Genomic DNA, 25,956 nt, shown 5'->3' with positions numbered 1-25,956 from the left:
TACATGTCCATCAATCGAAATATACTCAAATCCTATGCGCCCCAGGCTCGCCGCGAATTCATTCAGGCAGTGACTGACAGGGCCAGCGTCCTCGGCCTATCGGCAAAGAAAATCGAGCCAGTGGAAGTAAAAGGCGACGTCGCCATAATTGCAGGACGACCATTTCCCAAGGATGTGGCAAAACGCCGCAAGAAGCTCGAAGAACGCATCAAGATCAAAGGCTTTCAGCAGGTCATGGAAACGGTGCCCTACACATGGTTCAACCGTTTCTGCGCATTACGCTACATGGAATTGCACGACTATCTCGGGCATGGATACCGCGTACTCAGCAACCCGAGCGGATCTGATATCCCGGAGATCCTTGAGAAAGCCACAAGCGTGGATCTGCCTGGATTGGACAAGGACAAAGTGGCGGAATTGCGTCTGGCTGGTGACAAAGATGCCGAGTTGTATCGCCTGCTGCTGGTCACACAATGCAATAACCTGCATCGCGCTATGCCAATGATGTTCGAGGCTGTTCATGGCGCATCAGAGCTGTTGCTACCTGAGAACCTGCTCCAGACCAATTCGCCCATCCGAAAGCTGGTGAACGATATTCCTGAGGAGAACTGGTCCGAGATCGAGATCGTGGGTTGGCTGTACCAGTTCTATATCTCGGAGAAGAAGGACCAGGTCATCGGCAAGGTCGTCAAGAGCGAGGACATCCCGGCGGCGACGCAGCTCTTCACGCCTAACTGGATCGTTAAATACATGGTTCAGAACACGGTCGGTCGTAAATGGCTCATGACCTACCCGGCGTCCTCCATCAAGGACAAAATGGAGTTCTACATCGAACCTGCCGAGCAGGAAGACGATGTCCAAGCCAAACTGGACGTCATTACCCCCAATGAGCTGAACCCGGAAGAACTGACCTTCATGGATCCCGCTTGCGGCTCCGGTCACATTTTGGCCGAAGCCTATGACCTGTTCAAGGAAATCTATCTGGAGCGCGGCTACCGCACACGTGACATCCCCCGGCTCATCCTGGAGAAGAACCTCTACGGCTTGGATATCGATGATCGTGCCGCCCAACTTGCCCGGTTCACCGTGCTCATGAAAGCACGAGCTGATGATCGGCGTATTCTCGATCCTGAAAATCCCGCCAAAGTCAACATCATGGCCATTCAGGAGAGCAAGGGGCTGGATGTGGACGAGGTGGCGAGGGTGCTGCTTCGGGAACGAGTCAAAGAGATCGGCGGCAAGGGGACGCAGCAGTTGTCCCTTGTGCAGCCCAGGATGTCCCAGGCCAGCCTGAGTACTTCGGAAAAGCCGGATGTTACCAAGGAGGAGTTGTACTCGCTGTTGCACCTGTTCGAGGAAGACCTTTGGTTCATTGCTCACGGTGCATGACCGTCTCAGGGACGCTCTGTCCAGGCTGGAGAATCTGGTTGCCAAGGCACTGACTGCTTCGGACATGGAGTCTCGAAGGTGGGCTGAGACGCTTTTGCCGTTGGTCACCCAAGCAAAACTTATCGCAAGGCAGTATGGCTATGTAGTTACCAACCCGCCGTACATGGGCGGTAAGGGATTGAACCCTGCTCTAAAAACGTTCCTTAAGGACAACTACGCTGACGTGAAATCCGACCTCTTCTCAGCCTTTGTGGTGCGGAACTTCGAGATGTCGGAAGATAACGCGCAGCTTGGCTTCATGTCCCCCTTCGTGTGGATGTTCATTTCCTCCTACGAAAAGTTGCGGGACTATCTGATCGACGAGAAGACCATTACGTCCTTGATTCAGCTCGAATACTCGGGCTTTGATGGGGCAACGGTCCCCATCTGCACGTATACACTTGCCAACAGCCACCTGCAGAACCTCAAGGGTAGCTTCATCCGCCTGTCCGACTTCCGTGGTGCAGACAATCAAGCTCCGAAGACTCTGGAAGCGATTCGAAACAAGGATTGCGGCTGGTATTACACAGCCCCTGCCTCTGACTTCAAGAAGATTCCTGGGAGTCCGATTGCGTATTGGGCCAGCAGCAACACAATAAAGGCGTTTGAGAATTTTGATCCTGTTTGTAAGAACTACACGGTAAGCCCTGGAATAAGAACGGGAAAAGATGAATGGTTCCTACGTTTTTGGTTTGAAGTCTCAACGGACAATATACAATTCAATCTGTCGAGTGCGTCACAAATGGATATTAACAATAAGTGGTTTCCATTGCACAAGGGCGGGGATTACAGAAAGTGGCATGGAAACTGCGAACACATAATTGACCTCAAGAATGAAGGAGAAAGTATTAAGGATAAAAGTCCTGATTTCAGACTGAGAGACAAAAAATTCTACTTTAAGCAGTATGTATCATGGTCGAGAATTAGTTCATCTGACATTGCCTTTAGATATTATCCAAAAGGAGTACTTTTTTCAGATGCTGGTCCGGGAGTTTTTTCTGAGGATGAGTCTTTATGGCTGATGGCAGCCCTAAACTCTCCAATAGGGAACCATTTTCTGCGATTAATAAACCCAACTTTGAACTATCAAAAAAAAGACATCGAGCTGGTTCCTTATGTTCAAAGACCATCCGATGAAGCCTGTTCAAAATTGGAAGAGTTATTCAAGCTTTCAAAATTTGATTGGGACGCAAGTGAAACAAGTTGGGATTTTTTAGGAAGCCCTTTAATAAACAATGAATACAAAGTTGAAAATGCATACGAGAAACTGACAGTTGAATATAAAAGCACAACTCAGAAGATCAAAAGCATTGAGGAAGAATACAATTCTTTTTTTATCACTGCACTTGGGCTACAAGAAGAGCTTTGCGCCTCCCCCCATCCTTTGGACCACTGATCGGTCTTTTTAAGGTGGAGCCCGGCGTCCGAGTTTGTGCCTCCGAGGAGGCGGGTCGCCATAGCCGTTGTGGAGCGTAGCCCGTCCCCGTAGGGGCGGCCCGAAGGGCCGAGGGCGGAGCGGAGCAACGGCTACGAGCCAAGTCAATGAACATTCAAGTTGCCCCTGTATACGTCAGCGGGAGTTCTTTTGTCCAACGACGAATGACCGCGCTCCTCGTTGTAGTACCGAAAATAGCGCGTAAGCCCATGGTATAGCTCGATCCCATCACAGTACGCCCTGGGGTAAATATCCTCATATTTCACCGTCCACCACAGCCGCTCAATGAAGACGTTGTCGATTGCGCGACCTTTGCCGTCCATGCTGATTGCAATTCCCTTGCTCTGCAGAACTCCGGTAAATTCACGACTCGTGAACTGCGCTCCCTGGTCCGTGTTGAACACCTCCGGCGTAGAGATGCGCAAAGCCTTGTTGAGCGCATCCACGCAGAAAGAACTATCCATCGAGTTCGATAGCTCCCAAGCCAGCACGAAGCGGCTCCACCAGTCTATCACTGCCACCAGGTACAGAAAGCCGCGCTGCATGGGGATGTAGGTGATATCAGCGCTCCAGACTTGATTTTTTCGTTCAATGGCAACTCCTTTCAGCAGATAAGGAAACACGGGATGCTCCGGGTTGGGGACACTCGTATGCGGCCCTGGAGTAATGGCCTGCAAGCCCATCATCTGCATCAGTCGCTCAACCCGCTTGTGGTTGACCTGATGCCCTTGTGTCCTCAGCCAATCTGTCATGCGCGGCGAGCCGTAATCAGGCTGACGCAGGTACTGCTCGTCGATCAGACGCATCAGGGCCAAATTTTCATCGGATTCGGCTACAGGCTTGTAGTAAAATCCCGAACGGGAAATGCCTGCCAACTTGCATTGCCGCCGGATGGAATACTCCCGATCTGGTTTGATCCACTGGCGGCGCACCTCAAGCGGCAGGCTTACAACTTTTTTTCAAGCCACTTGATGTCCATCTTGAGCCGACCGATCTCCTCAAATAACGGTGCGGTTATCTCCTCCTGGCTTTTGGCTTTCTTGCCACTGGAAAAGATGTCATCGACATTCTCAAGGAGCTGCCGCTTCCACGTGGAAATCTGATTGGGGTGCACTTTGTACTCCGCAGCCAGTTGCGCAAGCGTCTTCACGCCACGAATCGCCTCAAGTGCGACCTTGGCCTTAAACTTGTCCGAATGTTTCCGTCTTTTGCTGCTCTTTGTCATGCGTCCTTCCTTATCGGTTTAAGGACGCTGACTCCACCTTAACCGGTGGTCCGAATTTCGGGGGAAAGCGCACTTGCCCCAGAAATTGAAATTCATAGAGTAACTTTGACTAGCAACCCCCACTACCGATACGGCCCTGGTAAAACAGGAGAAGAATACGAATCCCTTCAGCGCACCGACACTATAAAAGAACTCATCTCCTACGCCATCGGCTGCATGATGGGCCGCTATTCCCTAGACGAGCCTGGGTTGATCTATGCCTACAACGGCAACGAAGGCTTCGATCCATCCCGCTACACCACCTTCCCGGCGGACGAGGACGGCATCGTTCCTGTGATGGATGACGACTGGTTCGAGGACGACGCCACCAACCGCTTTGAGGAGTTCATCAAGGCCGCTTGGTCGCCCGAGACGCTGGACGAGAACCTGAAGTTTGTCGCCGACAGCCTAGATCCCAAGCGAGGTGAGGCGTCTATCGACACCATCCGGCGTTTCATCAGCCAGAAGTTTTTCAAGGACCACCACCTCAAGGTCTACAAAAAGCGTCCCATCTACTGGCTCTTCTCCAGCGGCAAAAAACGCGCTTTCGAGTGTCTCGTCTACCTGCACCGCTACAACGAGAACACTCTTGCCCGTATGCGAGCCATGTACGTCACTCCACTGCAGGGTAAGTACAACGCCCGAATCGATTACCTGGACAAGGAAAAGGACAACGCAGGTTCAGCCACTGCAGCCAGAAAGCTGCAAAAAGAGTTGGATACCATGCGCAAGAAGCAGCAGGAACTCCGCGAGTTCGATGAGCTGCTCCGCCACTACGCAGACCAGCGCATCCCCCTCGATCTCGATGACGGCGTAAAGGTCAACTACGGCAAGTTCGGCAAGCTGTTAGCTGAAGTGAAAGCAGTGACCGGAAAGAAGCCGGAATAGGAGATCTGGAATGGGAATGTATGAAGGCCTATTAAGAGATTTTGCTGTGAGGACAAAGGCAAATCTTGAGTATATTGATGAAGCTTGGGAACTCCAAGAAAGAGAAGGCTTGGAAGACCGTAGAGTTTTTAATGTGACACAGCTTATTAACTCTTGCTTAGGTATGGTGGTTTTCATGAGCGAGAATGGAATTGCTCCGAATATACCAATTCAAGAATTCTGCCCTGAAATGAAGTTCATCACAAGACTTGACGTACGCAATTCAAATCGGAACTTAAATGCATTTCTGAAACGGTTTCGTAATGCAATCTCGCATTGCCACATTGAAGCCTATGGAACTGAAACTGACATTGAAGGTTTCAACCTTTGGGATGGCCCACCAAATGGGGCAATCAACTGGCGCATTGAAATGAACACAGCTAGCATTCGAGCACTGGCATTAGCTTTGGTGGGGCTTGTCGAAGATAATTATCCACCAAATCCGAGAAGATAAATGGACGCCTCAAAAATCACCGAATCTCTTTCCAAGCTTTTCCACGCTGAAGGCTGTCGCATTGTTTTTTGGAATGATCCAGATCAGGAGTTCCTTGAAACTGTTGCGGAGCTAGATCTCGATGGAGTCACGCTGATTAATAGCGATAACGAAAGCCTGCTGGAACTTAAAGTAAAGCTTGAGCTGGAAGACACGACTAGGAAGTATCTGATCTACTCACCAACAATAGAACCTGCCCCCGAGGATGACTGGCTGCTCGACATTCGCTTGTATAGCCGCTCTTTCCATGCGGATCGTGCATCCATACTCATGGGAGAACTTGGACTTACCAGTCAGAGCATGCGAGCCCATTTGAGCGACAGGAAGAAATTCCTCAACAGCAAAGAACGAGTTAGCCGTCTGAAAAAGCTTGTAGCATCCGAGGATCAGGAACGAGACATCGATATGAAGATCATCGCCGTGCTCAGCCGTGCAGATCAGGCAGGCATTTTCGACATACTCATGAAGCTGTTTGGTGAGATGTGCTCCGATGATACTTGCGACTTCAAGTCTCCGACTAAGGCATGGCAAGACATCGAGAAGTTCGATCTCGCACCATTCTTCTGGGATCAAATGGCCAAGACCTTCGGCTATGATGCCGAAAATCCTAGTCTATCCGACCTGCTGATACGGCTGTTGGTGAACGACTTTGCAAACACATTGCACGGAGATGTCCCTGGACCTCTGGCTCATTTCATCCTCACTCAGAAAGCACTGGCAACCAATGCCTCTGTTTTCGTCTCGCAATGGCGCAGCAATCTGAACCACTATCGCCAGTACGTGACCATTGCTCGTGAAATAGCAAAAGAGCTACGTCTCGACGAACATATCGTTGGGTACGACGAACAGGCTCTCATCGACGTCATGACCTTTGAGGAAGCCGAACGGCAGATCATCCGTTCATTGCGCACCAGAATAACACAAGGACGCCTTGAAAAGCCTGAGGAGCTCGGACCTGTTATCCTGCGCAGAAAAGACGGTCATTGGGCCACCATCAAGCTTGATGAGTATGGCGATAATGGAAACATCTACGCCACAACCTACGACGCTCTGGATGCCGTTCTGGAGCTACTCACGTTGCGCAAACAGTATGACCTTGGTCTGAGCTATGCCACTGCTCAAGCCATGTATCAGGCGTACACGTCCGAATTATATCGCTTCGACCAGCTTTACCGCTTGTTCCACGAGAAAGCGGATACGGTTGAGCTTGCAGGATGGGACGTTCTCAAGGACGTTCAGAAGGTTGTGGAAAGCTGCTATGGCGGCTGGTATCTCGACCAACTGTCTGTAGCCTGGGGCGGCTTCATTGAAAACGCATCTGGCCAGGAAGACGGATTGCTGCAACGTTGGTCTATTTCCGACGTTCGCAATCAGCAAGACTTTTTCACAACGCAGGTCAAACCCATTTTACAATCTCATCCTCGAAGTAAGGTCTTTGTCATTATCAGTGACGCACTGCGATACGAGGTGGCCGAAGAGCTGACTCGGGATGTCAACTCCAAGTTCCGTTTCAAGGCTCAGCTTTCATCCCAGCTTGGTGTTCTTCCCAGTTATACCGCTTTGGGCATGGCCTCCCTCCTGCCACGCCGTGAGTACGGCTACAAAGAAGGAACCGACCAAGTTCAAATAGATGGTCAGTCCTGCGCTTCTCTTGAGCAGCGAGGAGCGATTCTCGCTGATGTGGATGGTATCGCTATTAAAGCTGATGCGTTACTTGCCATGAACAAAGAGGAAGGCCGAGAATTGGTCCGCCCCTGGCGAGTGATATACCTCTATCATGATGAAATTGATGACACAGGTGATACAAGAAGCTCAGAAGGACGTGCTTTCCTTGCAGCTCGAAACACAATCAATAAAATCAGTAGATTGATAAGTTTTATCGTAAACAGCCTAAACGGCTCCAATGTCTTCGTAACAGCGGATCACGGTTTCATTTATCAAGACACGCCTCCCACATCTCTGGAACGAAGCGATCTGGGCATCAAACCCGAGGGCGTCATCAAAGCCAAGAAACGGTATGTCATTGGCAAGGATCTGGGAGTCTCTGAAAAGGCATGGCATGGTTCCACACGAACCACGGCTGGCACTTCTGATGACATGGAGTTCTGGATTCCCAAAGGCATCAATCGCTTTCACTTTGCCGGAGGAGCCCGTTTTATCCATGGAGGAGCGCTTCCTCAAGAAATCGTTGTGCCCATAGTTCAGGTTAAAGAGCTGGAAGGTAAAGCGGCAGAGAAAGAAGCTGCAAAACAGGTTGAAGTTTCCCTGCTTGGATCAACCCGCAAGATCGTCAACTACATCCAAAAGTTCGAGCTAATCCAAACGGAAAAAGTTGCTGGGAAAACTATACCGAGAACTCTCGTCATTTCCCTTCGTGACGGCGATACTCCAATCAGTAATGAAGAAACAGTCACCTTCGACAGCGCTTCTGATTCCATGGAAGAACGCAAGCGCACAGTGAAGCTCATGCTCAAAAAAGGTGATTACAATAACCGCAAAGAGTATTCTCTGGTGCTCCGAGATCCAGCAACACAGATTGAATATGAACGAGTGCCTATGACCATCGACTTGGCATTTATCAATGATTTCTAAGGATATTGAAATGGAAAATGAAGCCATCAGTCTCGATACACTTCTCAATGAACACTTTCAGGGCAAGGTAGTCCGCAAGGATCTCACCAAGCTTCTCAAAGAAGGAGCGAATGTCCCTGTTTACGTTCTGGAATATCTTCTGGGTATTTATTGCGCTTCGGACGATGAAGAGGTCATCCAAGACGGCATCAAGAGCGTTAAGGACATCCTCTCACAAAACTACGTGCGCCCTGATGAAGCGGAAAAGGTCAAGTCGACAATCCGTGAACGTGGAAGCTTTAAGGTCATTGATAAGGTTACCGTCAAACTGAACGAGAGACGCGATTGCTACGAGGCTTTCCTTTCGAATTTAGGAACCAAGGGAGTTGAAGTATCGAGCAACACGGTCAAACAGTTCGAGAAGCTATTGGTCGGAGGCATATGGTGCATCATTTCCATCAACTACTTCTTCGAGGAAGGTCAGAAAGGATCTCCGTTCTCGATTAGCGAACTCAAGCCTATCCAGATGCCCAACATGGATATGCAGACTGTGTATGAAGGCCGTAGAAAGCTGACCGAAGAACAGTGGCTTGATGTGCTGATGCGTTCAACGGGCATTGAACCTACCGCCATTGAAGAGCGCGTGAAGTGGCATCTTCTTTCCAGGCTTATTCCTCTGGTCGAAAACAATTACAACATCTGCGAGCTTGGACCTCGTGGAACGGGCAAGAGTCACGTTTATAAAGAGATCAGCCCGAGCAGCATCCTTGTGTCCGGTGGGCAAACAACCGTTGCTAACCTGTTCTACAACATGAGCAGTCACAAAGTCGGTTTGGTTGGTGTATGGGATGTAGTCGCCTTCGACGAGGTTGCCGGGATCAGCTTCAAGGACAAGGACGGCGTGCAGATCATGAAGGACTACATGGCATCAGGTTCCTTCTCCCGAGGCCGTGACGCTATCAGCGCCAACGCCTCTATGGTCTTTGTCGGCAATATCAACCAAAGCGTCGACACACTGGTAAAGACAAGCCATCTGTTTGCACCGTTCCCGGAGGCCATGATCGACACAGCGTTCTTTGACCGCATGCACTGCTATACTCCCGGATGGGAGATCCCCAAGATGCGTCCAGAATTCTTCACAAATCAATATGGGCTCATCGTGGACTATATGGCGGAATACTTCCGTGAGATGCGCAAGACCACCTTTGCCGACGCAATCGATAAGTATTTTAGACTGGGTAATAACCTCAACCAACGAGACACAATTGCTGTCCGCAAGACGGTTTCAGGCCTGCTCAAGCTGCTATACCCTCATGGGGAGTTTACCAAAGAGGCCGTCGAGAAGTGCATCCGTTACGCCTTGGAATGCCGCAGACGCGTCAAGGAGCAACTCAAAAAGCTCGGTGGAATGGAATTCTATGATGTCCATTTCAGCTACATCGACAGCGAAACCATGGAAGAAAAATTCGTCAGTTTGCCGGAGCAAGGAGGCGGATCTCTGATCCCGGAAGGACCGCTCAATCCGGGCACGCTTCACACCGTTGGATCTGGCGGGTCTGCTCATCTTGGCCTGTATCGTATTGAGCTGCAGGTGACAGCCGGAAACGGCAAGTTCTCTATCTCTGGAGTTGGATCCGGTATGCAGGCCAAGGAGCCACTTCGTATCGCATTCGATTATTTCAAGGCCAATGCCAATCGAGTCAGCGCATCATCCAAACCTGGAGATCGTGACTATCACCTGCATATTGTTGATTTGCACAACGCAGGTCCGAATAGCACAATGACTCTCTCCAGTTTCATTTCGCTATGCTCTGGTCTGCTGGGTAAGCCAGTCCAGGGAAGCTTAGTTGTTCTGGGGGATATGAGTCTTGGAGGCAGTATCATACCTGCCAGCGATTTGGCGGCAACACTTCAGCTTGCCTTTGATGCAGGGGCCAAACGAGTGCTGATTCCCATGAGCAGCGTTGGGGAAATCCCCACGGTTCCAGGTGAACTCTTTGCCAAGTTCCAAACCAGTTTCTATTCAGATCCTATCGACGCTGTATACAAGGCTTTAGGCGTTGAATGATATTAAATGAAATCAGTATGTTGAAAATTAAGACCCACTAGTAAGTAGAATAAAAATTCAATACAACAGGAGTTAACCCTCACTAGTAAGCAGGAGGAACTCAACCGAGCCCGTGATAGCTGTCAAATTTTGAGGTTAAGAATTAAGGCCCACTAGTAAGCAATGAGAACTCTGGACACGACAGGCTGATAATTGTCCCCACTATGTAAGCATTAGGAGCGTGGTTAGATTTAAGGCATTTATCAAGCTCTCGTATGGATCTGCAATTAAGGCCCACTATGTAAGCAGCCAAAACGTAGCTGAGGTAGACCTGTCAGACGCAACTTGAAAGCGCAAAGAATTAACCCACACTAGTAAGCAAAAGAACAAAGCTAATTTGAAAGGGCATGCCATTTATTTGGTGTGCCCTTTTCTCATGCCCTCAAACAAACCAAATCAAAAAAATCAAGGAGGTTCAAATGTCTCAAACTATTATCCCTGTTAAACATGATGAAGTATCCTTTTGCGGAACTGAAATTCTAGCAGCTATCTCAGATGACGGACAATGTTACTTTTCGCCTCGTCATGTATGCCAGGACATTGGTTTGGACTGGGCAAGTCAATTCACTAAAATTAAGAATGATCCATTTCTGGCGAGTCTCATACGCAATATCACAACGCAGCTACCTGGGACATCACAACGCAGGACCTATACGATGTTGCCAATAGCAGCACTTGCCGGATGGCTTTTTACAATCAAGAGGGCTCGTCCAGAAGTACAAGACAAGGTAAATCTATACCGCTTGGAGGCTTTTCACGTCTTGCATAACTGGTTTCAGAAAGGGCTCAAAGATGACCCTGCCGTTATACGAAATATTAAACAAAAGAATAATATATCCCCGGCAGCAACTCGCCAGTGGGCGGGCAAACAGGAGAAGGAGCAACACGATGCTTCGAGTTTAGCGACACGTCTTGAATTAGCTGCAGCGGAACTAAGACGAAAAGAAAATGCTCAAAGACAATTGTAAAAGCAACCCACTGGGGCGACGGCTTCTGGACCCAGTATGCCGAGCAGGGGCCAGCCGAAGTCGCCCTGGAGGAGCGCTTAATCACCTCTTTACCAGCAGCAAAACCACTCAAGAAGAAAAGAGTGTAAAATCAAATATTAACAGTTAACCCTCACTAAGTAAGCATACAGCTTCCAGGTTACACCTGAGCTCGACTGTCTGCACACCAGTCAGATCCATGCTCAGTTCACATACATTCCTTTTGGTCAGGCGGGATAGCCATAGCGCGTCTCGCCTTTTTCTATGAACGGCCAAATTCGGCCATAAACAAATGGAGGACTCATATGCGAGTTCATACAAAGACATCATTCAGGTTCGGCAAGTGGCTGAAAGCCTGCTCAAACGGGCTTTCCATGAAGAAACGATCCAAGACACTACAAAGATGGCTTCAGCAGTTTAGGAGCCTTTGTAGCGACTTTCATGAAGAAACCAAGACAACACTCCACGACTGGAAGCAGGATCTTGGACAGAAAGGCAGGAAAGCGCTTCGGGTCTCCTGGGCATTCCTCATCCCCAAAAGGATAGCTTGGAGGGCAGCATGAATAGTAAGCTGAGAGCCCCTTCGCTGGACACGTTGTTGAAGACTGAATTCCCGCCACGAGAACACTTGCTCAAGCCGTGGCTTCGAGACGGAGAAAGCGCCATGATCTACGCCCCTCCTGGTGTCGGCAAGTCCATGCTGACACTGACGTTGGCTTTGGTCATCGCTGGCGGTGGAGAGTTCATGGGCTGGAAAGCCATCAAGCCACGCCGGGTCTTATTCGTAGACGGAGAAATGCACATTCAGGACATCATCGAGCGAGCCAAGATCCTTCTACCGGGATTGAATCTCGACGAAGAGCTGACTGGCCAAAACATCACCGTTCTTGCTCGACAGTATCAAAGACCAGACGCTGACTTCCCAGACCTTGCGTTGGAGGAAGGACGTGAGTCGATGCTGGATCTTGCAACGATGGATGAAAAGACAAACCCATATCACATTGGGAGCTATGACCTTGTGATCCTAGACAACCTCTCGACCTTGGCATCCATCAAAGACGAGAACGACGCAGGAGACTTCAACGAGGTTCTCCAGTTCCTGATGAAACTTAAACAAGCAAAGGTAGCTTGTATTCTCGTTCATCATTCAAATAAGAACGCAAACAACTATCGTGGTTCTTCGAAGCTTGCCACGACCTTTGAGGTTATCCTCGGTCTCAAAGCGGTTGAGTCGATCCAATCGAATGGGACGTCTTTCAGACTGTGCTGGGACAAATTCCGGTGTCCGAGAGATGAGACCATTCAAGAACGGGAAGTGTGGCTGGAACCCAACGAAGACCTGGGCGCTCTTTGGAACTCACGACAGTCAAAGGACGACCAGATTCAGACCATCATCAATATGCTCAAGACATTGGAGTATCCGACACAGGATGCACTCTGTGAAGCATTACCTTTCGAATGCAGCAAGTCGAAGATGTCCAAGCTGAAGAGCCAGGCCATTGCCAATGGTTTCATCAGCAAGAAAGAATGGAATGAATTGCTGTCTATGGCTGCGGAGAGTCAGAAGCAGGTAGACGAGGAAGAAGACTATTAGTTGCGACTCAGCGAGTAAGAGTAACTCGCTGACCGCACCTATCTTCCTACCTTCTTTCAGTTTCCAGTTTCTTTACCCTTATAGACCGGAAACTGGAAACTACTCATTCCTTGTCCCTTACCCATCCCATCAACGCCTGGTTGGCAGGCACAAACTACAAGGAGGTCGCATGTCGACACCCTCATGGCTGCGTCTTGCTCAATGCAAATCTGCAAGGCGCACTTGCGACGTCCCCGGCTGTTTCAGAACTGTACAGAAATGGGGACGCTATTGTGATGCACACGATGACCGTTGTCAGCGTACAGGAGATCCCCGAGGCCACACAGTGACCAAAGGAGAACTCGCTCCATACCTGTCCTCGGTTTACCGTTTCCTTAATGAGAACGGAGACCACCCGGCAATTATAGGAGCGTATGACGTACTGGATCGTCTGCTCCAATCTGCTCAACCTCGACGTGTCTGGTCTGGCAGCAAGTCACCCTGGGAACGCACGAACAACTGGCTAGTTCACCTTCGGGAAAGCCATGTCGAGCCGAAGGACATGATGGCAACCATCGTCGCCATGTTCCTTTACCAGGAGCTGTCTCCAGAGTCATTCAGGAGCGACAAGCACTTCAGGCATCAAATGGTGGTCAGACTGTTACGTCTGGCACCAACACGACGAGATCCATTCACACACCGCAGAAAGGATCGCATCACGGTAGGCGTTCGGGATTTTCTTTCCGAGCGCCTTTGTCATTCTAAGCTCGGCGCACTGGCGCTGAGGATCGCTAAACATATCGCGCAGGATGAAAACCAGAAAAACGACTTCCTGCGCTGCGATATTGACGGATACCACGTGCCCTTTAGCCACAACTAAAAATATAAGGAGTTAAACCTATGAGAGACCTCTGCACGGCAAATCCCACACTTTTACTCTTTAACTATTTGATTTATTATGCTATTATTTCTCCATCCAAAGGAGGAAGGCATGGCTATTCGGCAGAAAGGACCTCGGTTGGGTGATTACTTCCTGGGGCACCGCAGAACCAAGACCACATTTCTGGATGAGATCAACGAACTCATCGACTGGCAGCCCATCAACGCCTTTCTGTGCAAGAAGATCAGGCGCAAGGCCAACGCCGTGGGCAATCCCGCCTATCCGCCTCTGGCGATGTTCAAGATTCTGCTCTTGCAGCGTTGGTACAACCTGAGTGATCCGGGCGTGGAGCAGGCGCTGCTCGACCGGCTCTCCTTTGTCAGATTTACCGGTTTTTCCATCGAGGACGACGTGCCGGACGAGACCACCATATGCCGTTTCCGTAACGGTTTGATCCGCCTGAAGGTGCTGGACTCCTTGCTCGACATGCTTAACCGCCAGCTTGAAGGACAAGGGCTTCTTGTCCGTGAGGGAGCCGTGGTGGACGCCTCGGTAGTCGAGTCGCAGCGGCGGCCGCGCAAGGTTATCGACGTGATGCCTGAGGACCGTTCCGAGGACGCCGAAGAACAGGATGGGCCGGTGGACTGCCGGGTCAGCTATTCGGATGACGAGGAGGCGGCCTGGCTCCGCAAGAGAAATCGGGCCTATTACGGCTACAAGCTCCATGCCGCGACGGACAGTCGAGACGGGTTTCTGCTCTGTGGTCACATCACTCCCGCGAACCATTCGGACACGGGCGAATTCGAGCGGCTCGTGAATGGCGTCGGCCTTGATCCCGGCGCACGGGTTTATGCGGACAAGGGCTATTGCAGCGGGAAGAACCGGGACATTCTGTTTGATCGCGATTTGGAGGACGGAACCATGGACAAGACGCCTCGTGGCGGCAGGCTGACAGACTTCGAAAAGACCCGCAACCGTGACATCAGCAGCATTCGGCAAATAGTCGAGCGGGCCTTCGGCACACTCAAACGTGGCTACGCATTCTTTCGGTCCCGATACGTGGGTCGTGAGAAGGTGGAGGGAGAGTTCCACATCCTCGCCATGGCGTTCAATTTGAAAAAAGCTGTTCGACTGGCGCGAGCCTGAAGGGAGAGGTGCGTCCAAAATCCGGCATTTCGGCCAGAAATGGCAGGAAAAGGCCGGGAATGAGCCCAAGCTGGGGTGCGGTCAGAACATCAAATTGGGTGCGGAGCGCAAGGCACGGACGCGAAAAGGGGATGCGCAGAGGTCTCTATGAATAAAAACATTACCTTTGCCAACGACTGCGAACTGACAGACATCCTGATTGCTACTCTGGAAAATGAGTATGAAGACTATGACTGCAAAATGGAAAAACTCTTGGACTGGTGCGAGCAAGAAACCGGACTCCAGCTTCAGTGTATTACTGAATATGCAGAAGCGATCGTCAAATCGACTATGGAATCTCGCCGTGAATTGGGCGAACGGATGAATGAATTCATGCCTAAGATTCAGTTACTGGACGACCTTCGTGCAGCCTACAGGAAGGAAGTGGAACGCCTGAAAGGTGAACTGGACTTCTCCGACTTTGATGAGGTCGTTTCAGTCTTAACAGCGCTGGAATATGTCAAACAGACTGATTCTGAATTGGCGGCTGTGGCTTTTGGCGCGTTCTGCTCAATGGCACCTGGAGAAATCAAAGAAATGATCGACGACAAATTAGCAGAGATGTTCCCTGGAATTCAGCCTACCCATCACGATTCCCAAGGCAATGTGTTTTACTCACTTGGCAATATAACCAATGAGCTGAACGTCTCAGTCGAAGAGATCAATACGATGATTAACAAAGGTGAGATCGAGATGATCGACGGCAGAAAGCTATCTTCAATCTCAACAAACAACTAAATCCAAAGTGGGGCGAGGGCCGTTGCGTCCTCCCCCTTGATAATACCTCAGCATATTTTACTACAAAAATCTGAGCGCCTTTCTGATATTATCCTTTCCAAGTTTCCCCCCTACCCGGCCCTTCAAAATTATATAAGTTAGCTGCTTGTAAATTTATTAAATTATGGCCTGACCATGCTTACTAATCGTGCCCAAAGACTATTGACACATTATTATTTTTTCTGTTTATCAAATTGCCAAACGAACGTTATGCAAATTGAAAAGGAGTGAGTCGTGGAAGGCAAGTTCGTATCATATCTGCGTGTCAGCACAGAAAGACAAGGAAGAAGTGGTCTTGGTATTGAAGCCCAGCGTAAGGCTGTTGAAGACTATTTGAATGGTGGCCAATGGGAACTTCTTGAAGAGTACGTCGAAGTTGAAAGCGGAAAGAATGATGACCGTCCTGAACTGAAGCAAGCTCTTGAGCATTGTGATTTGACTGGAGCAACACTCCTCATCGCAAAGCTCGACCGTCTGTCTCGTGACGCATACTTTTTGCTCGGTCTTCAACGTTCTGGCGTCCGCTTCGTATGTGCCGATATGCCTGAAGCAAATGAACTCACAGTAGGCATTATGGCGTTAATAGCACAGGAAGAGCGTAAACGTATTTCAGAGCGAACAAAGGCCGCTCTGGCAGTTGCAAAGGCACGTGGGGTAAAGCTAGGCAATCCAAAGGGTGCTAAACATCTCCAAGGTCTTGGAAATGATCCAGCTGTCAAAAAGATCAAGGCCAATGCTAATCATCGTGCGGAACGACTTCGTGGTCAGATTACCAAGCTGCTCGAACAAGGGATCACCAGTGCGAATGGGATTGCGACTGAGCTGAATAGAAACAGCATCAGAACACCTCGTGGAGGGCAATGGTATGCGGCAAGTGTTCAACGATTGATGAAGCGTTTAGAGCTAGCTTAAACAGCATTTCCGCTTTTTTTCACGCGTCTATCCAAGGACGACCCGTGCTTGACTTAAACGTCACCAAACGGGTACACAAGCAGAGAGTATAAGCCCACGATCTTTACGAAGAATGTCATATATAATCAATCGGTTAGGCGGGAAGAAAAAACATACTCCCACCCTCTCCGCCATTTTGTTATAAAAGCCCTGCTATTTTAACTGATAGCAGGGCTTTTCGTATGGCTTTGATCTAGAGTGGATAAGTAATCTCAAGAGTATGCTTCAAGCACGCCATGTCATCTGCTTTTAGACTACCTTCATAATATTTAGGCGATGAGGCCTGTACAAATGGACATTATATTTTAATTGATCATCTTTAGCGATAAACCATTATTTGATATTACAGTCAAAACACTGGAGTGTACGATGGGTATCAAATGGAAATTGCTGTTGATAGTTAGTCTGCCAATAACAGCCATGGTTGTTATGCTTTTTGTTGCTCTGTGGAGCTTCAGAACAATCGATTCTAAAGTGGATGAAGTCAATTCAATTCATATGGATAGAGCCACAATGATTGATGCAGACCGCGATGCTTACCAAGCTCAAGCTGCTGCATCCTCTGCATTGAAGGCTACGACTTCTGAAAGCCTTAACGGATTTCTCAAGTCCAGTGACGAAAACCTTCAGCAAACCTGGGATCGAATCGCTGGGCCAGCCAAGAATTTCCCATCAAACATGAAATCTGTCTTTGAGGAATTCAAGCAAAACTATTCCAAATGGAAACAGACGAATGAACGGATTTTCAAGCTTACAGCTGAAACACTCGATGCAAATATTCAACGCAATGAAGCAGAAGCAAGGGCGTTAGCTTCATTTGGCGGCATGCGCGACGTTATAGATAATCTTGGAGAAATGATTAACCAGGAGCTCAACACTTCAGACCTGGGAATAGAGCGTCGACTAATCTTGGAAGAAGCTCTTTCTGTGGTGCTCAATGCAGATCGCGATGCTTACCAAGCATACGTCGCACAGCTACTCATAACGCGATCTTCAGATATTGAAATTGTCAAAGGGTTGGCTGATTCTTTTCATGAGAATGTCAGCCAAACAAATGAACGCATCAATAAGGGATGCGAGCTGGTGGGATACCAGGCAAATGTTTTGAAAACCGAGTTCAACACCCTCTTTTCTTCTTGGAAGGATGCGAGCTCCAATACAGTTGATTTAACAAGAGACAATATTCAAAAAAATATTGAAAAGAATCAACTTATGGCCGCCAGCGAGATACGTTTTGAAGAAATGCGCGGTACAATAGATAACTTGGGCGAAATGGAAGTTGCGCATGTAGAAGCCAATCTCGCCAATCTCGAAGATATTATCAACAACACCATTATGCTCTACTTGATCATAGCAATTATATTTGTATTGATCTCAATAGTCGTGACGCTGCTCTTTGCTACGAGAGTTGCCAGAGATATGAAAAAGAGTGCTGATGTAGCTACCACCCTTTCCCAAGGAGATTTCTCTGTCCAACTCAATGTGAACAGAAATGATGAGATAGGCACACTGGCTACCGCATTTAGCGAGATGATCGAGAACCTCAAACGCATAGTTCATGACATTCAGGATGCCACCACCACAGTAGCAACAGGCAGTCAGGAACTGGCCAGCTCTTCTGAAACGCTCAGTGCCGGTGCTACCGAGCAAGCGTCTGCTGTTGAGGAAGTTTCATCAGCAATGGAAGAAATGTCCGGTAGCATTGGGCAAAACACGCATAGCGCCAATCAAACAGAGGAAATTGCCCGTAAGACCGCAGAAGATGGAAGAAAAGGCGGACAGGCCGTCCATAAGACAGTTACTTCCATGACGCAGATAGCGGAAAAAATATCCATCATTGAAGAGATAGCACGTCAGACCAATCTGCTGGCTTTGAATGCGGCAATTGAGGCGGCACGTGCAGGTGAGCATGGGAAAGGCTTTGCAGTTGTAGCTGCAGAAGTTCGCAAGTTGGCAGAAAAATCAGGAGAAGCGGCTAATGAAATCAGCGAACTATCGAGAGCATCCGTCGAAGTTGCTAAACAAGCGGGAGATATGCTGGAGAAAATAGTCCCTAATATTGAACAAACATCAGAATTAATTCAGGAAATAAGCACAGCCAGCAATGAGCAAAATACCGGAGCGAACGAGATTAACAGGGCCCTTCAACAGCTTGATAACGTTGTACAAGCCAACGCCGGCTCCTCAGAGGATGCATCCACCGCCAGCCAACTTTCGGCAAAGGCAATGCAACTAGAACGGACGATTTCCTTTTTCAAGCTAGGAAAAACTGACAGCCAAGAATACGCACATCCACTGACTTCAAAAGTGGAAGTGGTCCCGAGCCAACCTCAGGCCCTGGAAGATGATTCGAGCTTTGAGCGCTTCTAGAGACAGAACACCAAAAAAGCCGCATTTTCATGCGGCTTTTTTTTGGTTCATCCGGCTCAAGAGTACTTTTGGCAAAATGAAAGGACATTCATGAGTCGAAGTACGCTTTAGCTGGATGATCATAAAAATTTAGAAACAACTAGGCGGTGGCATTATTCCCTTACTGTGGTAATCAGGTCACATGTTCGGAACTATCCTTCTGACTGCGGCTGCCCTAATGGTGGTTCATCCGGCTAAAGCGTACTTTTGACAAAATGAAAGGACATGGCGTCCAACCGTTGGAAGCATCACCAACCAGCGGGAGGAGTAATCACCATGTCCACGAGTTTCATCTACCACGCGTTCGGCCTGCGAGGCTACGACTACGTTCGGCAGGATTTCATCGCAGGCAACATCATCCTGAAAGTGCAGCCCAAGGATGACTTGATTCGTTGTCCTTGCTGCCATTCCAGAAACATCATTCGCCACGGCTTTGCCGAAAGATGGGTTCAGACTGTGCCCATCGGTTTCAAGCCCGTCTGGCTGGTCATTCCCGTCCAACGGGTAGGATGTCGCAATTGCGGCGTCATTCGTTTGATCGACATTCAGATCGCCGAGTCCAGGCGCTGGTATACGAAAGCCTTTGAGCGATATGCTCTCGCCTTGGCAAAAAAGATGACGATTCAGGATGTTGCCGATCTGCTGGGCGTCGGTTGGGACACCATCAAATCAATCTTCAAGCGCTATCTGTTTCGCCGTTTCTCAAGTCCCAGCCTGGGAAAGATCAAGTATATCGCCATCGACGAAATCAGCGTCCGTAAAGGGCAAAAGTACCTCACGCTGGTCATGGACCTCGAAAGTGGCGCAGTCGTCTTTGTTGGTGAAGGACGAAGTCGAGAAACGCTTACCCCGTTTTGGGAACGTCTCAAGAAGACAAAAGCCAAGATTGCGGCTGTGGCGACGGACATGAACGCAGGCTACATCAGCGCTGTCATGGAGAACTTGCCGAATGCGGCTATCGTGTTTGACCGGTTTCATGTGGTCAAGCTGATGAACGAGAAAATCACGCAGATCCGCCGCCAGCTCTTTCGGGAACTCACCTCGCCACTTGAAAGGAAAGCGGTCAAAGGAACTCGATGGATTCTTCTGAAAAACCCCGAAAATCTGGATGAAAGCCGTGATGAAAAGGAGCGCTTGGATGAAGCGTTGCGGCTGAACAAACCTCTGGCGACAGCCTACTATCTGAAAGAGGATTTGCGGCAACTCTGGTCCCAGCCGAACAAGGCGACGGCAGAGAAAGTCATCAACGACTGGATCGCCAGAGCCGAAGCCTCGGAGATACGCCCTTTGCAGATCATGGCGAGGACGCTTGCCTCGTATCGTTTCGGCATTCTTGCCTATTACGACCATCCCATCTCATCAGGCCCAATCGAGGGAACCAACAACAAGATCAAGACGCTGAAACGACAAGCCTACGGATATCGGGATACCGAGTTCTTCAAGCTCAGGATCATGGGAATTCACGAAGCGAAGTACGCTTTAGCCGGATGAACCTTTTTTTTTGGGTTACCCATTGCAATTATTTAGAGATGGCTTCCGTGGGACATGTTTCAATAGCTTCATCAACACAGTCTGCTGATGAATCTTCAGCAATAACAGTCGCTTTTTCACCGTCTGCATCCATTTCAAACACATCAGGGCAAATTTCTACACAAGATTCGCAACCAATACACTCGTCCTGATCAATAACAATAGCCATGATGTTTCCTCCAAAAATATAAATGGTTAACAAAAAAACCACATCGGTTTATCGTACTTATACACTTTCATACATTTTTGATGCAACCATTTTTATCTTTTTAGATATTAGCACATTACCCTGTTGGCATGTTTAAACTATTAACGTACATGCTCCCAATGTTCGAGACACTGTCGCTTATACTCATTGTTACGGTAGCCGGATTTGTTCAAGGCCTTACCGGATTCGGATTCGGTTTAATAGCCCTTCCACTTCTTGGCTTCTTTATTCCGTTCAAAACGATCATCCCACTGGTTTTGCTTTTGGGGCTGATCATCAATGCCACATTGAGCGTTCAGTTAAGAAAATCTGTCCATCTGGCGACCATTTCGACACTGTTCCTGATCACCTTGCCGGGAATCCCCATTGGAGCATACATACTTAAGCAAACTTCTGCTGAAGTATTATCGATTATCCTCGGTATCATAATGATCGCGTTTACGAGCTATCAATTACTGGCCAAACCAACGCAAAAGGTCCTCGGCCTGCCTATCACCCTTGCTACAGGTTTCACTTCCGGGATACTGGCTGGAAGCATTGGTGTCGGCGGTCCACCCGTAATAATTTATTCTGCCATACAGCCTTGGTCCAAGAACGAAGTTAAGGGCACCCTTGCTCTGTATTTCCTCATCAGCAGTTTGCTGGCAATTCTCTCACAGGCATACGCAGGATTGATAACAAAAGAAGTAATTGAGTATACGCTTCCAGCGATTCCCGGGCTTTGCTTAGGTATTTTTTGCGGAATCTATGCGTTCAAAAGGATTTCTGACAACGGATATAAAAAACTGGCGATTTTGTTGGTATTTTTCTTGGGATGGATGATGATCGCAAAAAACATATTCCCCTTGTGAGAAATACTATCGCTCTTGTAGTCCGTGATACAGTGCTTCAAAATATGGATACAGCAGATACTCCATTACCGTGCGTTCACCGGTCTTGATACCGACAAGAAGACGCATACCCGGGTAGAGTTGATATGTCCGTCCCTCTTTCTGAAAGCTATCCTGTTCGGTTTCCACTAGTACACGATAGTATGTTTCATTTTCGCGATTGGTAATGGCATCCGGGCTGATTCGGTGAACCTTGCCATGGAGACTGCCGAACATTCGTGCATCACCAGTTGCCAGTCGCACAGATGCATTCTGGCCGACATGAACATACCCGATATCTCCTAATGGCAAATGGACTTCGACAACCAGTTTGTCATCAGCCGGAACTATATCCAGAATAGTCATTCCGGCCTGCACCACTTCCTTTTCACCCGTCACATAAATTGTTTTAACAATCCCCTTGGAAGGCGATCTGACTACTGTTCTTTCAAGACTGTCTTCCATTTTTCTCAGGCGCTGTGACAATTCCAACAATTCACGACGGGACTTGCGAAGATTCTCCTGAACGTCTTCATGAAACGAGTTGGCAATCTGGTCGAGCTCCTGTCTGGCGTTGGTCAGCATGGACCGTGTCCGAGCCAAAGCTGCATTGTCTTCTTCGATTTTGCTTACAAGAGCAGACTCTTCCTTGAGGAAGCCCAGGTGTTTATATCTTGTCGTCAACTTATCCTTGAGCAACTCTTCGCTAATGGCGATCTGCTCCCGAACATACTTAAGATTTTGCCGCTGATTTCGTATTCGTGCGGAAATCTCATGAATATCCTGCTGACGCTGTTTTACCTGCTCAAGCTGTGCACTTATATCGTTCACGACCCTTTCCCGCCTGGCCTCATACAAATCACTGGCCTGCTCCAAAAGGGAGTTTGAAATGGTACCCAGCTCTGCCGGAACAGCAAAGGGAACAGAATAAGGTTCTATCTGCTTGTCCTCGACATCTGTCGTAAACCATAATGCTTCAGCTTCCAGCCGAGCTACCCGGACCTGCAACGACGCAATCCGAACGTTCAACTCCTCAAGAGTCGAATCACTCGCAGTAGCCTCCAGTTCTATCAATGGCTGACCAGCTTCGACAGTATCGCCTTCATTCACCAGGATCGAATGAACAATCCCCCCTTCCAAATGCTGAATTCTCTTCACCTTTGAACTAGGTATGACCTCCCCAACAGCATCGCTGACAATGTCCAAAGGCGCCCAGGAAGCCCAGGCAATGAAACTGACACAAAAAACAACACAAAGATAAAAGAAGAGCCTTGTGGAAGTATTGATGCCGCAAGATGATTTTGATTCCGGATTCGACATCATGCATCCCCTGCTTTGCCGTGTCTTTCGTCACTACCAACCTTGACGACAGCCACCCTTGGCACCGGCTTGCTATCTAAATCAATAATTTTATTGTAGCCTTGTATAATATTAGGATCCTGTGAGACCACAACAATGGTCACACCGCGCTTTCTCAGAATATTCAAAACAGTGTAAACGGCTTGGCACCCCTCTTTATCCAAACCATCTGTGGGCTCATCAAAAATAGCGACTTTACCGCCACCGACAAGCGCTCTGGCTAGGCCCAGACGTTTACGTATGCCAACCGGAAGCGTCTTTCCGCCATCTACAGCCAATGAATCAAGTCCACGAAGCGAAGCATCAAGGTACCGCTTCAGATCAGCCAAACGAATGATTTCATCAAGATCTGCAGTATCAATATCTTGAGCCGACATAATGATATTATCTCTGAAAGTGCCGTCGATAAACATTGGCTCCTGCGGGACATACATAATCTGTGAACGCCACCAGTCCGAAGATATTTGCCGGAGATCAACGCCACCTATCAACAGTTGCCCCCGAGTAGGTTCGACAAGACCGACCAGCATTTTGCAAAGTGTCGTTTTTCCAGTCCCATTTTTCCCAATGATGCCAAGAACGGAGCCACTTGGGATCGGCAGCGTAAGAGATTCAATCAAAGGACCTGTTTGCCCTTCAAACATTATCGAAAGATCCTGCAAAGCCATTTGCCCGCTGAAGTCCGGTGGATGCGATGCATTTTCACGCTCATGAGGAAGTTGAGAAAACTCCGATATCAATTCCTGAGCCGCCTTGGCTTTTCCCATCATTTGCACGGCCTGCATAAAACCTGACGAAATATGGAGAGCCTTGGCCGACAGGATACTGACGCCAATGAGAGCCCCCACTGACAGGCTGCCAGACACCACCAGTTTTGCACCAACAGCATATATGGCGACCTTCAAAAGAGCGCTGAGCCCCTGCATAAGCGCAGCAGTCCAGCTCCTGCTGTGCAGTACAGAATTCCTGATAGCACCTATCGCCGCATACTGGTTTTTCCACAATGAAAGAAGAAATGGTCCAGCACCATGAATTCGTACCGACTCAATACTATTTATTGCTGACAGCATGCTGCTGCTGTGTCCCATCGACTCTTTTCTGAGGGCCTCATCCACCTTGTTGATATGCGAACTATTTACATATGCGGTCAACATGCTGACAACGGTAGCCGTGAGCGTGATTAACGCTAACAAAGGACTGATTAAATAGATTGCCAATATAAAAATCAGATAAAACGGCATATCCAAGACAGCACTCACGCGCTGACTTTCGAAAGCCGCTTGAATAACTCTGGGTGCAGCCACCAATTGCTGTATCTTATTGCGAGAAAACGAGTGAAGCGCCATGTATTGTACTTTTGTCAGCGCCTCGTGAACGGAAGTCTGCCAGGCCATGTCAGGTTCCACACTCAGAGCAGCGCACATGCGCATTCTAACCAGTGAAAAACCGACATTGAGAACAACGGCAATGACCATGCCAGTGGTCAAAGTATACAGCGTACCATCAAAGCCATAACCGATGTACCGGCTCAGAATCTGTATGACGAAAATAGGAGATGCAAGAAACAAAAGGTTGACGAACAACGAGGCAACAAGAATTTCGCCTGCGAGTGCTTTAGAGCCTTGCATTCTTATAAACAGCTCTTTCATTCCGGCTCCTGGCACTGGTTCTCTATTGTAGTAAATGGGCTCAACACTACATCTGTACAATGTCTTCCGTAATCAAACCCATTTGATACAGGAGCGTATACCCGGCAATGATGGTATCGATGTCCGTGGCAACCTTTGCGCTGATTGCATTGATGTAGTCTCGTTCGCCAACGAGGATATCCAGCAACCGAACCTCTTCACCCATCGCTTTCTTTTTCTTCACCAGCCCGAGGAATTCCCAGGTTATGTTGGCCTGTGATTCATACAATTCCACGTTTTTTTGCAGTGTAGTCAGTTCCAGCCATGCATTTCGCACACTTTCCTCAATGGTACGCTGCCGATCCAGGAGCATCCGCCGAGTGCTGTTCATATCTGATTGGACAGAAAGGATATCCTCCTGATCACTGAACCCGGAGAATAAATTGTATGTCATCTGAAGCGAGCCACGCTGCTCATTACGAACTCCCTCATTACCCTGATCATTCTCCATCCGCTCTGCTTCGAGTACCGCGTCGAATTTAGGAAAGTAATCAGACTTTTCCGACTGAAGGTCACCGGCCAATCGCTCAAGTGTGTGACGCGTTTCAAGCAGTAACGGGTTGTTTTCAAATGCAATGGCCACGGCTTCGTCGACATTAGCCGGCAGAAACTTGCGTGGGACACTGATTGGCGACATCGCCGCTACCTGACTCTGATCTGGAGTAAAACCGAAAATGGACCTGAAATTGTTGATGGCTGTCAGAAGTTCCCGCTCCTGCGTCACCCGGTATGACTGTGTGCCAGCTAATTGGCCTTTGACCTGCAATTCTTCGTAAGAGTACCCGGCTCCACGCTCCACAAGGATTTCCTGCATCCCTGAAAGCTCTTTAATGCTTTCCTCCGAGCGCTTGGCGTATTTGACCAGCTCTCTTGAACGAACGACACGTAAGTAAGCTGTAATCCCAAGTGCCAGTATCTCCTGCTTTGCCTGAGCCAGCTTTGCTTCGTGCTCACGAACCACTCCCTCAGCAGACTCAATCCTTCCTGACACTTTTCCGAAATCATAAATCAACTGTCGCGCTGTTACCGTTTGCTCGTTCCGATTCATCTGAGTTGCGGTCACTTGGGGTTTATCAATATTCTCCCTTCCGCCTTCTATCGTTGCATCAAGCCGTGGCAACCACCCGCCTTTAGCGCTTTCCTTCGCATGCTCAACAGATAGCAAACGCTCTTCAGACGCCTTGATTCTGTCATGGTTGTCAACAAGCTGCTGTAGAAGTTCAGGTAAGTGCATGGAGCGAACTTCCTGAGCACAGACATCAGAAGCAGCCAAGGGAAGCACGAAAACTGCCAGCATAACATGTAAAAACAAATGC

Annotated in this window: 21 protein-coding genes; 16 read left to right on the top strand and 5 right to left on the bottom strand. The window is 48.7% G+C overall.

The features are described 5' to 3' along the window. The first annotated feature begins 3 nt into the window (after positions 1–3). Both pglX and DPRO_RS01590 read left to right on the top strand, forming a co-directional pair. Entirely contained in the window at positions 4–1,389 is a 1,386-nt protein-coding gene (gene pglX / locus DPRO_RS01595) for a BREX-1 system adenine-specific DNA-methyltransferase PglX (protein ID WP_197706491.1), read from the top strand. After that, positions 1,382–2,824 carry an Eco57I restriction-modification methylase domain-containing protein gene (locus DPRO_RS01590; protein ID WP_097010498.1) on the top strand — a complete coding sequence of 481 codons (1,443 nt, stop codon included), beginning with the start codon at positions 1,382–1,384 and terminating at the stop codon, positions 2,822–2,824. Before pglX ends, DPRO_RS01590 begins: the two co-directional genes overlap by 8 nt. Positions 2,825–2,967: 143 nt before the next feature. Here the strand turns inward: DPRO_RS01590 and DPRO_RS01585 are convergent. Then, positions 2,968–4,088 (bottom strand): IS3 family transposase gene (locus DPRO_RS01585; protein WP_407681385.1). Its coding sequence is split into 2 segments (ribosomal slippage): positions 2,968–3,810 and positions 3,813–4,088, totalling 1,119 coding nucleotides; the frame shifts between segments, so codons are not numbered across the junction. Between the two features lie 105 nt (positions 4,089–4,193). On the opposite strand from DPRO_RS01585, the gene DPRO_RS01580 reads away from it, so the two are divergent. The 13 genes from DPRO_RS01580 to DPRO_RS01520 all read left to right on the top strand — a co-directional run bounded on the left by DPRO_RS01580 (position 4,194) and on the right by DPRO_RS01520 (position 20,477). Beyond that, complete coding sequence (locus tag DPRO_RS01580; RefSeq protein WP_197706490.1) at positions 4,194–5,015, top strand: BREX-1 system adenine-specific DNA-methyltransferase PglX; 822 nt, start codon at positions 4,194–4,196, stop codon at positions 5,013–5,015. A 10-nt stretch (positions 5,016–5,025) separates the two neighbouring features. After that, positions 5,026–5,508, top strand: a complete 483-nt coding sequence (locus DPRO_RS01575) for a HEPN family nuclease (RefSeq protein ID WP_097010497.1) — start codon at positions 5,026–5,028, stop codon at positions 5,506–5,508. Then, complete coding sequence (gene pglZ, locus DPRO_RS01570) at positions 5,509–8,139, top strand: BREX-1 system phosphatase PglZ type A (protein ID WP_097010496.1); 2,631 nt, start codon at positions 5,509–5,511, stop codon at positions 8,137–8,139. Then, positions 8,129–10,186: a protease Lon-related BREX system protein BrxL gene (gene brxL, locus DPRO_RS01565; protein ID WP_232005668.1), complete on the top strand. Its 2,058-nt coding sequence runs from the start codon at positions 8,129–8,131 to the stop codon at positions 10,184–10,186. The genes pglZ and brxL overlap by 11 nt, the downstream gene beginning before the upstream one ends. 458 nt (positions 10,187–10,644) lie before the next feature. After that, complete coding sequence (locus DPRO_RS01560; RefSeq protein ID WP_157917336.1) at positions 10,645–11,193, top strand: phage antirepressor N-terminal domain-containing protein; 549 nt, start codon at positions 10,645–10,647, stop codon at positions 11,191–11,193. 323 nt (positions 11,194–11,516) lie between these two features. Beyond that, positions 11,517–11,774: a hypothetical protein gene (locus tag DPRO_RS01555; RefSeq protein WP_097010493.1), complete on the top strand. Its 258-nt coding sequence runs from the start codon at positions 11,517–11,519 to the stop codon at positions 11,772–11,774. Continuing rightward, the gene (locus DPRO_RS01550; RefSeq protein WP_097010492.1) at positions 11,771–12,805 is read left to right on the top strand and encodes an AAA family ATPase; all 1,035 of its coding nucleotides are present in this window, start codon (positions 11,771–11,773) and stop codon (positions 12,803–12,805) included. Before DPRO_RS01555 ends, DPRO_RS01550 begins: the two co-directional genes overlap by 4 nt. Positions 12,806–13,130: 325 nt before the next feature. After that, complete coding sequence (locus tag DPRO_RS01545) at positions 13,131–13,664, top strand: hypothetical protein (RefSeq protein ID WP_097010491.1); 534 nt, start codon at positions 13,131–13,133, stop codon at positions 13,662–13,664. A 78-nt stretch (positions 13,665–13,742) separates the two neighbouring features. Next, positions 13,743–14,810: an IS5 family transposase gene (locus DPRO_RS01540; RefSeq protein ID WP_097010253.1), complete on the top strand. Its 1,068-nt coding sequence runs from the start codon at positions 13,743–13,745 to the stop codon at positions 14,808–14,810. Positions 14,811–14,957: 147 nt separating this feature from the next. Then, positions 14,958–15,587, top strand: a complete 630-nt coding sequence (locus tag DPRO_RS01535; protein WP_097010490.1) for a hypothetical protein — start codon at positions 14,958–14,960, stop codon at positions 15,585–15,587. A 273-nt stretch (positions 15,588–15,860) separates the two neighbouring features. Continuing rightward, on the top strand, positions 15,861–16,538 hold the full coding sequence (locus DPRO_RS01530) for a recombinase family protein (RefSeq protein WP_097010489.1): 678 nt from the start codon (positions 15,861–15,863) through the stop codon (positions 16,536–16,538). 408 nt (positions 16,539–16,946) lie between these two features. Next, positions 16,947–18,947 (top strand): methyl-accepting chemotaxis protein, encoded by a 2,001-nt coding sequence (locus DPRO_RS01525; RefSeq protein ID WP_232005667.1) that lies wholly within the window; start codon positions 16,947–16,949, stop codon positions 18,945–18,947. Positions 18,948–19,262: 315 nt separating this feature from the next. Then, entirely contained in the window at positions 19,263–20,477 is a 1,215-nt protein-coding gene (locus tag DPRO_RS01520) for an ISL3 family transposase (protein ID WP_097010316.1), read from the top strand. Positions 20,478–20,505: 28 nt separating this feature from the next. Here DPRO_RS01520 and DPRO_RS01515 read toward each other — a convergent pair whose 3' ends face one another. Then, a complete protein-coding gene (locus tag DPRO_RS01515) occupies positions 20,506–20,685 on the bottom strand; it encodes a ferredoxin (protein ID WP_097010488.1) in 180 nt (59 codons plus the stop codon). A 158-nt stretch (positions 20,686–20,843) separates the two neighbouring features. Between DPRO_RS01515 and DPRO_RS01510 the strand changes: the two genes are divergently transcribed. Continuing rightward, complete coding sequence (locus DPRO_RS01510) at positions 20,844–21,575, top strand: sulfite exporter TauE/SafE family protein (protein WP_157917335.1); 732 nt, start codon at positions 20,844–20,846, stop codon at positions 21,573–21,575. Between the two features lie 6 nt (positions 21,576–21,581). On the opposite strand, the gene DPRO_RS01505 is transcribed toward DPRO_RS01510, so the two are convergent. Genes DPRO_RS01505 through DPRO_RS01495 form a run of 3 tightly spaced genes read right to left on the bottom strand, consistent with a single transcriptional unit; the run spans position 21,582 to position 25,937 of the window. After that, positions 21,582–22,913 (bottom strand): HlyD family type I secretion periplasmic adaptor subunit, encoded by a 1,332-nt coding sequence (locus tag DPRO_RS01505; RefSeq protein ID WP_097010486.1) that lies wholly within the window; start codon positions 22,911–22,913, stop codon positions 21,582–21,584. Beyond that, positions 22,913–24,601: an ATP-binding cassette domain-containing protein gene (locus DPRO_RS01500; protein WP_097010485.1), complete on the bottom strand. Its 1,689-nt coding sequence runs from the start codon at positions 24,599–24,601 to the stop codon at positions 22,913–22,915. Before DPRO_RS01500 ends, DPRO_RS01505 begins: the two co-directional genes overlap by 1 nt. Before the next feature lie 46 nt (positions 24,602–24,647). Further along, complete coding sequence (locus DPRO_RS01495) at positions 24,648–25,937, bottom strand: TolC family protein (RefSeq protein ID WP_097010484.1); 1,290 nt, start codon at positions 25,935–25,937, stop codon at positions 24,648–24,650. Positions 25,938–25,956 lie beyond the last annotated feature (19 nt).

This window comes from Pseudodesulfovibrio profundus, assembly GCF_900217235.1.
In the GTDB taxonomy this organism is placed as follows: Bacteria; Desulfobacterota; Desulfovibrionia; order Desulfovibrionales; family Desulfovibrionaceae; genus Pseudodesulfovibrio; species Pseudodesulfovibrio profundus.
The sequence above is the reverse complement of the archived record's forward strand: the minus strand, read 5'-3'. Positions and strand labels throughout refer to the sequence as shown.

Excerpts from the sequence above, each read along its gene's own strand:
- DPRO_RS01510 (WP_157917335.1), top strand. The coding sequence starts at position 20,844 with ATGTTCGAGACACTGTCGCTTATACTCATTGTTACGGTAGCCGGATTT.
- DPRO_RS01550 (WP_097010492.1), top strand. The coding sequence starts at position 11,771 with ATGAATAGTAAGCTGAGAGCCCCTTCGCTGGACACGTTGTTGAAGACT.
- DPRO_RS01505 (WP_097010486.1), bottom strand. The coding sequence starts at position 22,913 with ATGTCGAATCCGGAATCAAAATCATCTTGCGGCATCAATACTTCCACA.
- DPRO_RS01495 (WP_097010484.1), bottom strand. The coding sequence starts at position 25,937 with ATGCTGGCAGTTTTCGTGCTTCCCTTGGCTGCTTCTGATGTCTGTGCT.
- DPRO_RS01525 (WP_232005667.1), top strand. The coding sequence starts at position 16,947 with ATGGGTATCAAATGGAAATTGCTGTTGATAGTTAGTCTGCCAATAACA.
- DPRO_RS01520 (WP_097010316.1), top strand. The coding sequence starts at position 19,263 with ATGTCCACGAGTTTCATCTACCACGCGTTCGGCCTGCGAGGCTACGAC.
- DPRO_RS01555 (WP_097010493.1), top strand. The coding sequence starts at position 11,517 with ATGCGAGTTCATACAAAGACATCATTCAGGTTCGGCAAGTGGCTGAAA.
- DPRO_RS01515 (WP_097010488.1), bottom strand. The coding sequence starts at position 20,685 with ATGGCTATTGTTATTGATCAGGACGAGTGTATTGGTTGCGAATCTTGT.
- DPRO_RS01535 (WP_097010490.1), top strand. The coding sequence starts at position 14,958 with ATGAATAAAAACATTACCTTTGCCAACGACTGCGAACTGACAGACATC.
- pglZ (WP_097010496.1), top strand. The coding sequence starts at position 5,509 with ATGGACGCCTCAAAAATCACCGAATCTCTTTCCAAGCTTTTCCACGCT.
- DPRO_RS01560 (WP_157917336.1), top strand. The coding sequence starts at position 10,645 with ATGTCTCAAACTATTATCCCTGTTAAACATGATGAAGTATCCTTTTGC.
- brxL (WP_232005668.1), top strand. The coding sequence starts at position 8,129 with ATGATTTCTAAGGATATTGAAATGGAAAATGAAGCCATCAGTCTCGAT.
- DPRO_RS01575 (WP_097010497.1), top strand. The coding sequence starts at position 5,026 with ATGGGAATGTATGAAGGCCTATTAAGAGATTTTGCTGTGAGGACAAAG.
- DPRO_RS01500 (WP_097010485.1), bottom strand. The coding sequence starts at position 24,601 with ATGAAAGAGCTGTTTATAAGAATGCAAGGCTCTAAAGCACTCGCAGGC.
- pglX (WP_197706491.1), top strand. The coding sequence starts at position 4 with ATGTCCATCAATCGAAATATACTCAAATCCTATGCGCCCCAGGCTCGC.
- DPRO_RS01540 (WP_097010253.1), top strand. The coding sequence starts at position 13,743 with ATGCTATTATTTCTCCATCCAAAGGAGGAAGGCATGGCTATTCGGCAG.